The organism is Streptomyces sp. CNH189 (assembly GCF_000527195.1).
Genome location: NZ_AZUS01000005.1, coordinates 201016 through 215501, shown reverse-complemented (window position 1 = coordinate 215501; position 14486 = coordinate 201016). Strand labels below are relative to the sequence as shown.

General features: G+C 74.2%; 12 protein-coding genes and 1 pseudogene. 7 read left to right on the top strand and 6 right to left on the bottom strand.

Going from position 1 to position 14486, the window contains the following annotated elements; translation table 11 throughout:
• Positions 1-2: 2 nt before the first annotated feature.
• Genes B100_RS0109645 through B100_RS0109635 form a run of 3 tightly spaced genes read right to left on the bottom strand, consistent with a single transcriptional unit; the run spans position 3 to position 4086 of the window.
• Positions 3-1601 (bottom strand): carboxyl transferase domain-containing protein, encoded by a 1599-nt coding sequence (locus tag B100_RS0109645; protein WP_024884232.1) that lies wholly within the window; start codon positions 1599-1601, stop codon positions 3-5.
• A complete protein-coding gene (locus B100_RS0109640) occupies positions 1598-3289 on the bottom strand; it encodes an acyclic terpene utilization AtuA family protein (RefSeq protein ID WP_024884231.1) in 1692 nt (563 codons plus the stop codon). Before B100_RS0109640 ends, B100_RS0109645 begins: the two co-directional genes overlap by 4 nt.
• On the bottom strand, positions 3286-4086 hold the full coding sequence (locus tag B100_RS0109635) for a TIGR03084 family metal-binding protein (protein ID WP_024884230.1): 801 nt from the start codon (positions 4084-4086) through the stop codon (positions 3286-3288). The genes B100_RS0109640 and B100_RS0109635 overlap by 4 nt, the downstream gene beginning before the upstream one ends.
• A 146-nt stretch (positions 4087-4232) precedes the next feature.
• Here B100_RS0109635 and B100_RS33825 point away from each other — a divergent pair, with 146 nt between their 5' ends.
• Complete coding sequence (locus B100_RS33825; protein WP_078540778.1) at positions 4233-4511, top strand: type II toxin-antitoxin system RelE/ParE family toxin; 279 nt, start codon at positions 4233-4235, stop codon at positions 4509-4511.
• Positions 4512-4522: 11 nt separating this feature from the next.
• Positions 4523-4813, top strand: coding sequence for a helix-turn-helix domain-containing protein (locus B100_RS0109625; protein WP_486585613.1), 291 nt, complete (start codon positions 4523-4525; stop codon positions 4811-4813).
• 10 nt (positions 4814-4823) lie between these two features.
• On the opposite strand, the gene B100_RS0109620 is transcribed toward B100_RS0109625, so the two are convergent.
• Positions 4824-5774 carry an EamA family transporter gene (locus B100_RS0109620; RefSeq protein ID WP_024884228.1) on the bottom strand — a complete coding sequence of 317 codons (951 nt, stop codon included), beginning with the start codon at positions 5772-5774 and terminating at the stop codon, positions 4824-4826.
• Between the two features lie 261 nt (positions 5775-6035).
• Here B100_RS0109620 and B100_RS0109615 point away from each other — a divergent pair, with 261 nt between their 5' ends.
• A complete protein-coding gene (locus B100_RS0109615) occupies positions 6036-6488 on the top strand; it encodes an NUDIX hydrolase (RefSeq protein ID WP_024884227.1) in 453 nt (150 codons plus the stop codon).
• Between the two features lie 133 nt (positions 6489-6621).
• Here B100_RS0109615 and B100_RS0109610 read toward each other — a convergent pair whose 3' ends face one another.
• Positions 6622-6840 carry a hypothetical protein gene (locus B100_RS0109610; protein ID WP_024884226.1) on the bottom strand — a complete coding sequence of 73 codons (219 nt, stop codon included), beginning with the start codon at positions 6838-6840 and terminating at the stop codon, positions 6622-6624.
• Positions 6841-7282: 442 nt separating this feature from the next.
• On the opposite strand from B100_RS0109610, the gene B100_RS36930 reads away from it, so the two are divergent.
• From B100_RS36930 to B100_RS0109595, 3 genes are read left to right on the top strand one after another with little or no spacing between them, the layout of a single operon-like run.
• The gene (locus B100_RS36930) at positions 7283-7492 is read left to right on the top strand and encodes a hypothetical protein (protein WP_024884225.1); all 210 of its coding nucleotides are present in this window, start codon (positions 7283-7285) and stop codon (positions 7490-7492) included.
• A 20-nt stretch (positions 7493-7512) separates the two neighbouring features.
• On the top strand, positions 7513-8244 hold the full coding sequence (locus B100_RS0109600) for an NPCBM/NEW2 domain-containing protein (RefSeq protein ID WP_024884224.1): 732 nt from the start codon (positions 7513-7515) through the stop codon (positions 8242-8244).
• A 38-nt stretch (positions 8245-8282) separates the two neighbouring features.
• Positions 8283-8708, top strand: coding sequence for a VOC family protein (locus B100_RS0109595; protein ID WP_024884223.1), 426 nt, complete (start codon positions 8283-8285; stop codon positions 8706-8708).
• 9 nt (positions 8709-8717) lie between these two features.
• On the opposite strand, the gene B100_RS0109590 is transcribed toward B100_RS0109595, so the two are convergent.
• Positions 8718-11588, bottom strand: coding sequence for an FAD-binding and (Fe-S)-binding domain-containing protein (locus tag B100_RS0109590; protein WP_024884222.1), 2871 nt, complete (start codon positions 11586-11588; stop codon positions 8718-8720).
• A 293-nt stretch (positions 11589-11881) separates the two neighbouring features.
• On the opposite strand from B100_RS0109590, the pseudogene B100_RS35380 reads away from it, so the two are divergent.
• Positions 11882-13261: pseudogene (locus B100_RS35380) on the top strand (ATP-binding protein); the annotation flags it as partial.
• Positions 13262-14486: the final 1225 nt, after the last annotated feature.

Below are 14486 nucleotides of genomic sequence, written 5' to 3'. Positions count from 1 at the left end.
CCTCACATCCGGAAGACGCCGAAGCCGCCACGCGCGCCCTCGTACGGCGCGGTGTGGACGGCGGACAGGCACAGGCCGAGGACGGTGCGGGTGTCGCGCGGGTCGATGACGCCGTCGTCGTACAGCCGCCCGGACAGGAACATCGGCAGGGACTCGGACTCGATCTGCTGCTCCACCATGGCGCGCAGCGCCGCGTCCGCCTCGTCGTCGTACGGCCGGCCCTTCGCGGCGGCGGACTGGCGGGCGACGATGGACAGCACGCCGGCGAGCTGCTGCGGGCCCATGACGGCGGACTTGGCGCTGGGCCAGGCGAACAGGAAGCGCGGGTCGTAGGCCCGTCCGCACATGCCGTAGTGGCCGGCGCCGTAGGAGGCACCCATGAGCACGGACAGGTGCGGGACGCGGGAGTTGGCGACCGCGTTGATCATCATCGCGCCGTGCTTGATGATGCCGCCCTGCTCGTACTCCTTGCCGACCATGTAGCCGGTGGTGTTGTGCAGGAACAGCAGCGGGATGTCGCGCTGGTTGGCCAGCTGGATGAACTGCGCGGCCTTCTGCGACTCCTCGCTGAACAGGACGCCCTGCGCGTTGGCGAGGATGCCGACCGGGTAGCCGTGCAGGGACGCCCAGCCGGTGACGAGGCTGGTGCCGTACAGCGGCTTGAACTCGTCGAAGTCGGAGGCGTCGACGATCCTCGCGATCACCTCGCGCGGGTCGAAGGGGATCTTCAGGTCGCCGGGGACGATGCCCAGCAGTTCCTCCGGGTCGTACTTGGGCGGCTCGGCCGGGTCCGGATCGGGGTGTGCCTTGCGGTGGTTGAGGCGGGCGACGACCCTGCGGGCCTGGCGCAGCGCGTCCGGCTCGTCCACGGCGAAGTGGTCGGCGAGGCCGGAGACGCGGGCGTGCATCTCCGCGCCGCCCAGGGACTCGTCGTCGCTCTCCTCGCCGGTCGCCATCTTCACCAGCGGCGGGCCGCCGAGGAACACCTTGGCGCGTTCCTTGACCATGATCGCGTGGTCGGACATGCCGGGGATGTACGCGCCGCCCGCCGTGGAGTTGCCGAAGACGACGGCGATCGTGGGGATGCCGGCCGCCGACAGCCGGGTGAGGTCGCGGAAGATCGCGCCGCCCGGGATGAAGATCTCCTTCTGCGACGGCAGGTCGGCGCCGCCGGACTCGACCAGGCTGATCAGCGGCAGCCGGTTGGCGAGCGCGATGTCGTTGGCACGCAGGGCCTTCTTCAGCGACCAGGGGTTGCTGGCACCGCCGCGCACGGTCGGGTCGTTGGCGGTGATCACGCACTCCACGCCCTCGACGACCCCGATGCCGGTGACCATGGACGCGCCGACCGTCCAGTCGCTGCCCCAGCCGGCCAGCGGGGACAGCTCCAGGAACGGGGTGTCCGGGTCGAGCAGCAGCTCGATCCGCTCCCGGGCCAGCAGTTTGCCGCGCCCCCGGTGCCGCTCGACGTACTTCTCGCCGCCGCCCGCGAGGGCCTTGGCGTGCTCGGTGTCGAGTTCCGCCAGCTTGGCGAGCATGGCGTCCCGGTGCTCGCGGTGGTCCGGGTCGGACGGGTTCAGGGCGGACGCGAGGACCGTCACAGGAGCACCTCCGGGATGTCGGCGTGGCGGGAGCGCAGCCACTCGCCCAGCGCCTTGGCCTGCGGATCGAAACGGGCCTGCGCGGCGACGCCCTCGCCGAGGATCCCCTCGACGACGAAGTTCAGGGCGCGCAGGTTCGGCAGCGCGTGCCGGGTGACGGGCAGCTCGCGGGCCTCGGGGATCAGCTCCCGGAACCGCTCGACGGTCAGCTCGTGCGCGAGCCACCGCCAGGCGTCGTCCGTCCGCGCCCACACACCGACGTTGGCGTTCCCGCCCTTGTCGCCGCTGCGGGCCCCGGCGACCCGGCCGAGGGGCGCGCACGTGGTCGGCCCCGGCGGCAGCGGGTCGGGAAGGGCGGGTGGCGGTACGGCGTCGAGGGCGGCGGTGTCCTGGGGCGGGTCCACGGTGATCCGGCGCCCGTCATGGAGGACGGCCACATGGTCGACGTCCCCATGGGGCACGTACACATCCTCGAACACCCCGTAGGGGGAGCCCTTCCCCGGTGGCGCCACCACATGGAACCCGGGGTAGCTGGCCAGCGCCAGCTCGATCGCGGCTCCGCTGAGCACCCGCCCGACCTTCTGCTGGTCGGCGTCGCGTACGACGAGACGCAGCAGCGCGCCGGCGGTCTCCTCGGTGTCGGCGTCGGGCTTGTCGGTGCGGGCGAGGTCCCAGCGCACGTCCGCGGGCGGGGACGCGGCGAGGGCGTCGCTCATCTGCTCGCGGACCAGCGCGGCCTTGGCCTCGATGTCGAGCCCGGTGAGCACGAAGACGACCTCGTTGCGGAAGCCGCCGAGCCGGTTGCGGCCGACCTTGAGCGTGGGCGGCGGGGCCTCCCCCCGCACCCCCTCGATCCGCACCCGGTCGGGGCCGTCCTGGGTGAGCGTGACGGTGTCCAGGCGCGCGGTGACGTCCGGCCCGGCGTACCGGGCGCCGCCCGTCTCGTACAGCAGCTGCGCGGTGACCGTGCCGACGTCGACGAACCCGCCGGTGCCGGGGTGCTTGGTGACCACGCTGGAGCCGTCGGCGTGGATCTCGGCGAGAGGGAAAGCGGGGCGGCGCAGCTCGCGGGGGTCGTGCTCGCCGAAGAAGGCGTAGTTGCCGCCGGTCGCCTGCGCCCCGCACTCCAGGACGTGCCCGGCGACGACGGCGCCGGCCAGCCGGTCATGGTCGTCGGGCTTCCAGCCGAAGTGCGCGGCGGCGGGCCCGGTGACCAGGGCGGCGTCGGTGACCCGCCCGGTGACGACCACGTCGGCGCCGGCCCGCAGGCATTCGGCGATGCCGAAACCGCCGAGGTAGGCGTGGGCGGCGAGGCTGCCGGGGTGGCGGGCGGTGAGGTCGTCGCCCTCGACGTGCGCGACCCGCACGGGGATGTCCAGGCGGCCCGCCAACTCCCTGACCGCGTCCGCGAGTCCGGCCGGGTTGAGCCCGCCCGCGTTGGTGACGATCCGGACGCCCTTGTCGTGCGCGAGGCCGAGAGTGTCCTCCAGCTGGCGCAGGAAGGTGCGGGCGTATCCGGCGGACGGGTCCTTCAGCCGGTCCCGGGCCAGGATGAGCATGGTCAGCTCGGCGAGGTAGTCGCCGGTGAGGACGTCGAGGTCGCCGCCGGTCAGCATCTCGCGCAGCGCGTCGGAGCGGTCGCCGTAGAAACCGGAGAAGTTCCCGATGCGCAAGGGCGCCGCCGTCACCGCGCGTCCTCCCCCTTCGGCTCCCGTCCGCCGCCGGGCGGTCCGGCGAAGGCCTGCGCGATGTCCAGCCAGCGGTCGGCGTCGGGGCCGTCGGCGGTGAGGGCGAGGTCGGCGCGATGGGCGCGCTGGGTGACCAGCAGACAGAAGTCGAGCGCGGGGCCGGTGACGCGTTGCGGGGCGTCCTCGGGGCCGTACGCCCAGACGTCACCGCCGTCCGGCGCGGTCAGCTCGACGCGGAAGGGGTCGGCGGGCGGAGTGAGTCCGTGCACGCCGTACGCGAAGTCCCGGGTGCGTACGCCGAGCCAGGCGATGTGCCGGAGACGGTCGGTGGGCGGGCGGGTCACGCCGAGCGTGTCGGCGACGTCCTGGGCGTGCGCCCAGGTCTCCATCAGGCGGGCGGTGGCGACGGAGGCGGCGGACATGGGCGGCCCGAACCAGGGGAACCGCGCCCCCGCCGGCGCCTCCCGCAGCGCCTTCTCCAGCGCCGCGCGCCCCTCCCGCCAGCGGGCGAGCAGCGCGGCGGGCTCGGCGCGGGCGTACTCCTCGGCGCCGTCGTCGACGTACGTGTGCGGGGCGGCGAGGGCCTGTTCGACGAACGCGCGGAAGCCGTCGGGGTCGGTGACGGCGGTGCGGGCGCAGTGGTCGGTCCAGGCGAGGTGCCCGATCTGGTGGGCGACGGTCCATCCGGCGGCGGGCGTGAGCGCCCTCCACCGCTCCGGCTCCAGCCCGGCCACCAGCCGGTCGAGCTCCTCACTCTCCTCACGCAGATCGTCGATCACAGGCGTCGGATCGGACACGAGGTCGCTCCCCTCGGGGCACGGACACGGCGGTGTGCGGCGCGGTTGGGGGGAGCATGGCAGGGGGCTGAGAAACAAGCAAGCGTGCTTGCATGGATTTTCGCCGCAACAATGAAGCGCCGATTATTGGGTTGCCCTGATACCTGATGGCTCCGGCGCTGAGACGTCCGACGGTCGGTGCGATCGAGAGGAGCCGCTACCGCAACATGCGAGAGTTACGCCCGCGCGGCGGCGCAACGGTGAGCATCAGGATGCTGTTCGTCTTCGACCCCGAGCGGCGGGCGATCTTCCTGGTGGCCGGCAACAAGGCCGCCCGGCGGCAGTGGGCGGACTGGTACCCCCGAGCGGTCAAGGAGGCGGACGACAAGTACACCGCCTACCTTGAGGCGCTGGAGCAGGAGAAGAAGAAAGGGCAGGGCACATGAACCTTGGCTCCATGGACGATCTGACGGCCGACATCACCCCGGAGAAGCGTGAGCGGATCGACGCCATCAAGGCGGAGATGATCGACGCGGAGCGAGGGCACGAACTGTCGTCGCTCCGGAAGGCGCAGGGCTTCACCCAGGCCCAGGTGGCCAAGGCGATGGGGGTCACCCAGGGCCGGGTCAGCCAGATCGAGCGGGGCGCGGCTCGCCTCGACACCTCGACGATGGCGGCGTACCTGCACGCCATCGGCGGCGAGCTGACGATAACGGCCACGGTCGGCAACCTCTCGGTGCGCCTCTAGGGAACGCCGTTCACCGACCGGCCTTCTTCCCCCTCCCCCGCCCCACCTGCGTCCGCACCGCCCCCATGCTCGCCGCGATGACCAGGGCGATGGCCGCGGCCTCCGTGGCGGCGAGGGTCTGGTCGAGGATGAGGAAGCCGGCGGTGGCCGCGAGGGCCGGTTCCAGGCTCATCAGGATCGCGAAGGTCGACGCGGGCAGCCGCCGCAGCGCCAGCAGTTCGAGGGTGTACGGCAGGACGGACGACAGCACCGCGACCGCCGCGCCCAGCGCGAACGTCGTCGGGTCGAGCAGCTTCGTACCGGACTCCAGCACGCCCAGCGGCAGGAACAGCACCGCCGCCACCGCCATGGCGAGGGCCAGCCCGTCGGCCTGCGGGAAACGGCGGCCGGTGCGCGCGCTGAAGACGATGTACGCCGCCCACATGACGCCCGCGGCCAGGGCGAACGCGACGCCCAGCGGGTCGAGGCCGCTGAAGCCTCCGCCGCCGAGGAGGAACACACCGGCGAGGGCGAGCGCGGCCCACACGAGATTGACCGCGCGCCGGGAGGCCAGCACGGAGAGGGTGAGCGGGCCGAGGACCTCCAGGGTGACCGCCGGGCCGAGGGGGATGCGGGCGACGGACTGGTAGAAGAGGCCGTTCATCGCCGCCATGGCGATGCCGAAGACGACCACCGTGCCCCAGTCGGTGCGCGAGTGCCCGCGCAGCCGCGGCCGGCACACCACCATCAGCACCACCGCGGCGACCAGCAGCCGCAGGGTCACCACCCCGAGCGCCCCGGCGCGCGGCATCAGCGTCACCGCGAGTGCCCCGCCGAACTGCACCGAGATCCCGCCGGCCAGCACCAGCCCGACCGGCCCCAGGGAGCCGCGTCGGTCTCCCGGGGCGCCGGCCTGCGCGGAGGCGGGGCCGTGGGCCTGCCCGGAAGCGGTGGACGAGGTGGCGGCGCTGGGGGTGGTCACGGTGCCTTCCAGGGACGTGGGAGCCGTACGGCACGGAGGAGCCGTACGGGACGGAGGCGGATGCACGACTGCACCGAGTGTGCACCCAGATGGACTTGCCAGTCCAGCGTATTGGACTACGTCAGGACCGTGCGGCGTTTACATACCTGACGATGCGGCCCGCATCCCGTCCGGGTCAACTCCGTCCACGGGCCGGACGTCCTACCCGGTAGCGTTCCCCCTGGTGACGCCCGTGTCCGTTCCCCCGACTGCCGAGGCCCCGTGCGACGACTCCTGGTCCGTGTCTGGCGACTCCTCCGCCCGCTGCAGAGCCGCATCATGTGGCTGCTGCACGCCAAGTTCGTGGTCGGTGTGACGGGAGTGGTGCGCGACGACGAGGGGCGGGTGCTGCTGCTCCGTCACCGGATGTGGCCGCCCGGCCGCCAGTGGGGCCTGCCGAGCGGCTTCGCGCGCAAGGGCGAGGACTTCCGGGCGACCGTGGTGCGCGAGGTCAAGGAGGAGACCGGCCTCGACGTGGAGGTCGGCCGCCTGGTCATGCTGAACAGCGGCCTGCGCACCCGCATGGAGGTGGCCTTCGAGGCCCGCCTGCTGGGCGGCGAGATGCGCCTGGACCCCTTCGAGATCCTGGAGGCCCGCTGGTGCGAGCCGGACGCCCTGCCCGAGGGCGTCCAGCCGGTGTGCCACCCCCTGGTCCGGGGCGAGACGACACCCTGAGACGTGGCGTGGCTCAGCGGGGGACGCCGAGGGCGTCGAGCCGCCGATTCCGCCCACCCCCGCACCGCGGGTCAACGCCGACGATCACTGCCGTGACCTGCACGTGCGTGCGCCGCGGCCCCGCCCCGCAGGGCTACCGCACCTCGATCCCGAAGTCCTGCACCAGTTCCTCCGTGCGCCGGAGGGCCTCCGCCTTCCGGTACTCGCGGTGGTCGCGCTCCACGCGCCGCTGATGGGCCCGCGCCCGCTGCTCCTCCTGCCGGCGCCGCCTGGCGTCCGCCTCCTGCTGACGCTGCTGCTGCCGTTGCATCTCGGCCCAGACGCCGACGAAGCCGGTGGAACGACGACTCATGTGCTGCGGGCCCTCCCCCAAGGCGTTCCGGTTGTCCCCACAACCAGGTACGACGGGACGACTCTAGCCAGCGTCCGCCGCCCCGCACAGTCACTTGACACAGGCCGGCGGCGTCCGCGCGACCGTGCGCGCGGACCGCTCCGACGTCGCCACGCGGCGTGGGGTGCGCGAGATCGAGGAGCGCCCCCCTGACGCGCGCCCGGCGCGAACGCCGGTGGCGCTCGTCGAGACGCCCCTCCCGGCCGACCGGCATCGGCGTAGACGGGCCACGACGATGGGACTAGGCGTGGCTGGAACTGCGCCATCCGATTGCCCGGGTCAGCTGGGTGGTCACCCCGAACCTACAAACCCGCCCGCCCCGGGTTGACGTGATCGGCCACCCCGCCCGCCCGTCCCTCCCGCCACCATGATGGCCCGCTACACCACGGCTACGGAGCAACAGATGGCGCAACCGATGAACGGTCCGCAGCGAACGGCTGTATGGCTCAAGGCACTGGGCGTCGTCGCCGTGGTCGCCCTGGCGGCCATCGGCGCCTGGACGGCCCTGCACCGGGCCGATCCCCCGCCCACCAACGCCTGCCACGGGCAGGCGGTCTGCGGTCAGGACAACGACGACAACCACGTCGGCGGCGAGCCCGCCGCGAAGCAGTGAGGAGGGGAACGGCGGCCGCCGTGTTCGCGGCCCTCGTGCTGGTGGCGTCCGGCGCCTCCGGATGCAGCAAGGAGACCAACAACTGCAGGGAGCGGTCCGTCTGCGGCGAGGACAACGACAGCAACGGGTTGTCGGACGAGGCCGCCGGAAGCGTCGACGGCCCCGGCGAGGATCCCTCGGCCGACTCCGCCGACCCGGCCGACTTCGCCGAGGCCCCGGACCCGACCTCGACGGACCAGGAGCAGACCGCCGAGCCGTTCCCCGACGAGGAGTCCGCCGGCGACGGCCCCGGGGGCGCCGAGAAGTCCCCGTCGAAGGACGGCGAGACGCCTCAGCAGGGGCCGCGGACCCTGTTCCTGAGCGACGCGCGCCCCATCGAGAAGAACGTCGGCGAGGGCACCACCGAGATCGCGGGGACCACGTACACCTCCTCCATCTGGAAGGACATCGGACCGAGCAGCAGCCTCAACAGCGTCTACGTCGTGTACGCGCTCAACGCGGACTGGACGACCTTCACCGCGGAGGTCGGCCCCGACAGCGACTCGCGCTCCGACGTCGTGGTCGACTTCGAGGTGTACCTCGACGACAGGAAGCTCGGGGACACCCACCGGACCACCGTCACGGAGTCCGCCCGCATCGAGGAGAACGTCACGGGCGGCATCCAGCTCCGCCTCGTCGCCAAGTACGTCAGCGGGTCGAAGAGCGGCGCCTACTCGGGCCAGGCCGCCTGGGGTTCCGCCCACCTCGAATAGCCACGGCCGGAGGGCCGCCCCCTTGTTAGGGTGCCGCGATGGCAACGATCAGGCAGGTTCAGATCACCTTCGACTGTGCGGAGCCGGAGCGGCTGGCGCGGTTCTGGTGCGAGGTGCTGGGGTATGTCGTCACGGCGCCCGAGGGGTTCGCGTCGTGGGACGACTTCAACCGGGTCCAGTTCCCCGAGGGGGACGGGGCGTGGTGCGCGTGCAGCGATCCGTCCGGCGCCGGGCCGCGGCTGTTCTTCCAGCGGGTGCCCGAGGGGAAGACGGTCAAGAACCGGGTGCATCTCGACGTACGGGTCGGCACCGGGCTGTCGGGTGAGGAGCGGCTGGCCGCGCTGGAGGCCGAGTGCGCCCGGCTGATCCCCCTCGGCGCCACCCGGCAGCGGCTGCTCTACGACGGCACCGACTCGTGCATCGTCATGCAGGACATCGAGGGAAACGAGTTCTGCCTCGACTGAGGACCGGCCTCACCCGGCCTCGTCCAGGGCCGCCGCCAGAATCTCCGCCAGGTGATGTCCTCGGACGTCCGCCAGCTGCTCCAGCTGCGTCCGGCAGGAGAAGCCGTCCGCCAGGACCACCGCGCCGTCCGGTGCCTCCCGCACCGACGGCAGCAGCTGTTCCTCGGCGCAGGCGCGGGAGACGTCGTCATGGCCTTTCTCGAAGCCGAAGTTGCCCGCCAGGCCGCAGCACCCGCCCGCCAGTTCGCCCGTGAGACCGGCCGCCTCCCGGAGTCTGCGGTCGGGGCCGTCGCCCAGGACCGCGTGCTGGTGGCAGTGGGTCTGGCCGGTGACCGGACGGTTCAGGGCAGGCGGACGCCAGTCGGGGGCGTGCCGCTCCAGCACCTCCGCGAACGTCAGGACACGCGAGGCCAGTTGAGCCGCTCGGGGGTCGTCGTGCAGCAGCTCCGGGGCGTCCGTACGCAGCGCCGCCGCGCAGCTCGGTTCCAGGACCACCAGGGGCGCGTCCGTCGCGAGGACCGGCTCCAGCAGGTCCAGGGTGCGGCGGAGCACCGTACGGGCGCGGTCCAGCTGGCCCGTGGAGATGTACGTCAGCCCGCAGCAGACCCGGCCCCTGCGTGCCGTGAGCACGGACAGCGGGGAGCGTGAGCTGCCGTCGCCCAGCCGGGCGGCCGACGGCAGCCGCAGCGTCGGGGGCAGCGCCACCCGCAGCCCGGCCGCCTCCAGCACCCGTACGGCCGCCCGGCCCACCGAGGGCGACAGGTGCTCGGTGAAGGTGTCCGGCCACAGCACCACCAGCGGGCCTTCACCCGCAACAGGCCTCCGCCTCCACCAGCGGGTGAACGGCTCCGTCGCCAGCCGCGGAATCTCCCGCTCCCCCGCGATGCCGCCCACCCGCTTCACCAGCCGCGCGAGCGGCCGCACCGACGCGAGCGCGTTCGCCGCCCCCGCCGTCCGGGTCCGGGCGGCCCAGCGCAGCCACACCGGCAGCCATCCCATCGCGTAGTGGGCGGCGGGACGGCGGCGGCCCGCGTAGTGGTGGTGCAGGAACTCCGCCTTGTAGGTGGCCATGTCGACGCCGACCGGGCAGTCGGAGCGGCAGCCCTTGCAGGACAGGCACAGGTCGAGGGCGTCCCGCACCTCGGTGGAGTGCCAGCCGTCCGTCACCACCTCACCCGCGAGCATCTCGTGCAGCAGGCGGGCGCGTCCGCGCGTGGAGTGCTCCTCCTCGCCCGTCGCCCGGAACGACGGGCACATCACCGCGGACCCGGCCACCGACGTCGTACGGCACTTGGCGACGCCCACGCAGCGCCGTACGGCGGCCGAGAAGTCGCCTGCGTCGGCCGGGTAGCCGAAGGCGACGTCGACCGGTTCGCGCGGCAGGACGGAGAAGCGGAGGTCCGTGTCGAGGGGGGCGGGGCGGACCAGCATGCCGGGGTTGAGCAGGTCGTCCGGGTCCCAGAGGGCCTTCACCCGCTCGAAGAGGGCGACCGTCTCCGCGCCGTACATGCGGGGCAGCAGCTCGGCGCGCGCCTGGCCGTCGCCGTGCTCCCCGGAGAGCGAGCCGCCGTGGGCGACGACCAGGTCGGCCATCTCCTCCGAGAAGCGCCGGAAGCGGGCGACGCCCGGCCCGGTCAGCAGGTCGAAGTCGATGCGGACGTGGATGCAGCCGTCCCCGAAGTGCCCGTAGGGGGTGCCCCGCAGGCCGTGCTCGGCCAGCAGCGCCCGGAAGTCCCGCAGGTACGCGCCGAGCCGGGCGGGCGGCACCGCGCAGTCCTCCCAGCCGGGCCACGCCTCACTCATGTCCGGCATGCGGGTCGCGGTGCCGCTCGCGTCCTCCCGGATGCGCCACAGGGTGCGCTGACGGGCCGGGTCGGTGACGACCAGCGCGTCCACGACCTCCGCCGCCCGCACGACCGCCTCGGCGGCGGCGCGGGCCTCCGCCTGCGTGTCCCCGCCGGTCTCCACGAACAGCCAGGCCGCCCCGCGCGGCAGGTCCGCGCCGGCCGGCACCAGGTCGGCCGCCATGCCCTCCACCGTCAGCGGCCGGTACGGCAGCAGCCCGGCCGCCGCCTGCGCGGCCCCGCCCTCGTCCGCGTACGCCAGCACGGCGAGCGCCCGCGCGCGGGGCGCCCGTACGAGGGTGACCTCGGCCTCGGTGAGCACGGCCAGGGTGCCCTCGGAGCCGCAGAGGGAGCGGGCGACGTCGGCACGGTTCTCGGGCAGCAGGGCGTCCACCGCGTACCCGGAGATGCGGCGGGGCAGCTCGGGGAACCCCGTGCGCAGCCGGGCGAGTTCGCCATCCACCAGCTCGCGCAGGCCCTCCGGGGCGCCCGCCCAGCCGGGTCCGGGGCGCAGCCGCTCACCGCGTGCGGTGATCACGGACAGGGTGCGCACGTTGTCGGCCGTGGTGCCCCAGGCGACCGAGTGGGAGCCGCAGGCGTTGTTGCCGATCATGCCGCCGAGGGTGCAGCGGCCGTGGGTGGACGGGTCGGGGCCGAAGCGGAGGCCGTGCGGGGCGGCGGCCTCCTGGAGCCGGTCGAGGACCAGGCCGGGCTGCACGACGGCGGTGCCCGCGTCCGGGTCGAGGGACAGCAGGCGGTTCATGTGGCGTGTGAAGTCGAGCACGATGCCGGTGCCGGTCGCCTGCCCCGCGATCGACGTCCCGCCCCCGCGCGGCACCACGGGCACGCCGTGCTCCCGGCACACCGACAGCACCGCCGCCACGTCGTCGGCGTCCCGGGGCGCCACCACGCCGAGCGGAACCCTGCGGTAGTTGGAGGCGTCCATCGTGGTCAGCGCCCGCGCGGTGACCCCGAAGTCGGCCTCTCCGCGCACCGCCGCCCGCAGCGCCGCCGACAGTTCCCGGTGATCCGTCATGCCTTCAGGATGCCCCCGCCGGAGCGCGGCGCGGGCGTCGGCACACCCGCCCCTGAGCATGTCCGGGACGCCCCACCATGACGGTTTAACCAAAAACGGAAGCAGAATCTTCCCAAGCCGATCACGAACTCCCATATAGTGACCGCGAGTTGCGCGCAGTTGTCGGACCTCGTTCGCAAAGCGACCCCTGCATCAGGTCCGGCGTCGTCCCATGGAACCCGCCCGAGGGCGGCGCAGCCACGACGGTGCACGCCCGCGGACCCGACCGAGGACCTGACCGAGGACCCTGATTGATGACCTCCCCCCTGCTCCCCGGCGACCGCCCCACCCCCCGCAGTCTGCTGCCCGCCCCCGTGCTCACCGCCGCGGTCTGCGCGGTCGCGGTCGTGGCCTCCTGTTTCCTGGTGCCGGACACCGCGATCTACGCCGTCCTGGTGACCGGCGTGGCCGCCTCCGTGCTGCTGTGCGCCGCCGTCACGGCCGCCGCGTACGCCACCCTGTCGGCGCGTGCCGCCCGGGCCCGGCTCGAGGCCGTCACCCAGGACGTCGGCCGGCTGCTCCAGGAACGCTCCCGGCTGACCGAGGAGTCCCGCCGCCAGCACGAGCGGCTGACCGGCGAACTCAACCGTGAGCGCGCCCGGTTGTCCGCCGAGCTGGACCAGGAACGGGCCCGCCTCGCCGAGACCCTGGCCGCCGAGCGGGAGCGCCTCGACGAACAGCACACGGCGGAACTGGCCCGGCTGGCCCACGAGCGGGCCGAGGAGCGGACCCGGCTCGACGACGCGCACACGGCGGAGCTGGCGCGGTCGGCCGAACGGCACACCGCCGAACTGGACCGCGTCATCGCCGAACACGAAGCCGCGCTGGCCCAGGTGACCGAGGAGTACACGCGGGAGCGGGACCTGCTGCGCGAGGAGCGCGACCTGCTGGCGCGCGAACGCGAACGGTTCGCCGGGGAGAACACGCGGCTGACCACCCGGCTGCGGGAGGCCGAGGGCGCCCGCTCGGCCGCGCTGTCCGCCACCGCCAACGCGGCCGGCCGTATGCAGGCGCTGGCCACCGGCATGCTCGCCGACCTGCGCGCGATGGAGGAGAAGCACCACGACGAGGAGGTCCTCGCCGACCTGCTCCACCTCGACCACCGCACCGCCCAGGCGGGCCGCCTCGCCGACTCCGTCGCCGTCCTCACCGGCGCCCGCTCCGGCCGCCGCTGGGCCCGGCCCATCCCGATGGAGTCGATCCTGCGCGGCGCCATGGGCCGCATCGCCGGCTACCAGCGGGTCCGCGTCCACTCCGCCAGCGACACCTCCGTCGCCGGGCACGCCGCCGAGGGCGTCATGCACGCGCTCGCCGAACTCCTCGACAACGCCGCGAACTTCTCCCCGCCGACCGCCGAGGTCCATGTCTACGTCGAGGAGGTCCCGGCCGGCGTCATCGTGTCCGTCGAGGACAGCGGCCTGGTGATGGGTGAGGCCCAGCTGCGCCGCGCCGAGGGCGCCGTCTCCGGCGATTCCACCGGACTGGGCGGCCTCACCGGCACCCGGCTCGGCCTCGCTGTGGTCGGCCGGCTGGCCCGGCGGTACGGACTGCGGGTGTCGTACCGGCCGTCGGCGCGCGGCGGCACGGGTGTCCTGGTGCTGCTGCCGCAGGACCTCCTCGTACCGGCGGACGCGGCGCCCGCGAAGCCGGGAGCGGCCACGGCACCGTCCGGCGCCTCCGCCCCGGCGGCCCGCCCGCTCACGGCCACCGTGAACGGCACGAAGGTCACGAAGGTCACGAAGGACGAGCCCGGCCGCACGGCGTCCGGGCCGGCGGCCCCGGACGCCGCGGAGCTGCCCCAGCGGCGCGGCGGACGCCCCGGCGAGGCCGGGTCCGCGACCGAAGCCGGGTCCCGGGCCGGGACCGTGAGCCGAGCCGACGCCGGCGGCGAGCCCACGTCCCCGCCCGAAGCCGGGGCCCGTACCGGAACCCAGGCCCGGCCGGAGACCGGACGCGCGACCGCGGCCGGGACCCAGGCCGAGTCCACGGCCCGGTCCAGGCCCGACGCCGGCACCGAGACCGACGCCAACACCGAGACCACGGCCGGACCCGAGACCGAGGCCGGACCCGGGACCGACGCCGGGGCCCGGACCGCGCCCGACGCCGAACCCGCGTCCCGGACCGCGTCCGACACCGAGACCGGCACCCAGACAGGGGCCGGGACCACCACCGGAACCCAGGCCGCGCCCGACGCCGAACCCGCGTCCCGGACCGCGTCCGACACCGAGACCGGCACCCAGACAGGGACCGAGACCACCACCGGAACCCAGGCCGCGCCCGACGCCGAACCCGCGTCCCGGACCGTGCCCGAGGCCAACACCGGAATCCAGACCGGTACCAGGGCCGGCACCGGACGCCAGGCCGCCCCCGAGGCCGGAACCGGAGCGCAGGCCGCCACCGGAACCCACGCCGAGGCCGACACCGCGCCCCCGGCCGAACCCGAGGCCGATCACGGCTCCGCCGACGACACCACCACCACGCCCGGCGTCCCCGCCGGCCGCACGGAAACGGAGCGCACGACGGCCCTCACGCCCGACCCCACCCGCCCCGCGCCCTCCTACGCGGCGGCCCGCTCCGGCGGCGACCTCGACACCGACCCGGAGCCCACCCACACGTCCCCGTCCCCCGACGACGACGTCCCGCCCCTGGTGCTGCCCCGCCGGCGCCGCGGCCGCACCCTCGCCGAGGCGGAGCGCCGCGGTGGCGCCGCCGGCCGTGCCGCCGAGCCCCGGCCTGCCCCCACGGCCGAGGAGACCCGGGCCCGCACCGCCCGCTTCAGCAGCTTCCGCCAGGCCGTGCGCGCCCCCACCCCGGACGACACGGCCGACCCGGACGCGGGCAGCACACCGGCCGCCCGTG

What these genes read in the sequence shown, in the direction of transcription:
- B100_RS0109610 (WP_024884226.1), bottom strand. Translation starts at nt 6,840, where the DNA reads ATGAGTCGTCGTTCCACCGGCTTCGTCGGCGTCTGGGCCGAGATGCAA.
- B100_RS0109595 (WP_024884223.1), top strand. Translation starts at nt 8,283, where the DNA reads ATGGCAACGATCAGGCAGGTTCAGATCACCTTCGACTGTGCGGAGCCG.
- B100_RS0109625 (WP_486585613.1), top strand. Translation starts at nt 4,523, where the DNA reads ATGGACGATCTGACGGCCGACATCACCCCGGAGAAGCGTGAGCGGATC.
- B100_RS36930 (WP_024884225.1), top strand. Translation starts at nt 7,283, where the DNA reads ATGGCGCAACCGATGAACGGTCCGCAGCGAACGGCTGTATGGCTCAAG.
- B100_RS33825 (WP_078540778.1), top strand. Translation starts at nt 4,233, where the DNA reads ATGGCTCCGGCGCTGAGACGTCCGACGGTCGGTGCGATCGAGAGGAGC.
- B100_RS0109590 (WP_024884222.1), bottom strand. Translation starts at nt 11,588, where the DNA reads ATGACGGATCACCGGGAACTGTCGGCGGCGCTGCGGGCGGCGGTGCGC.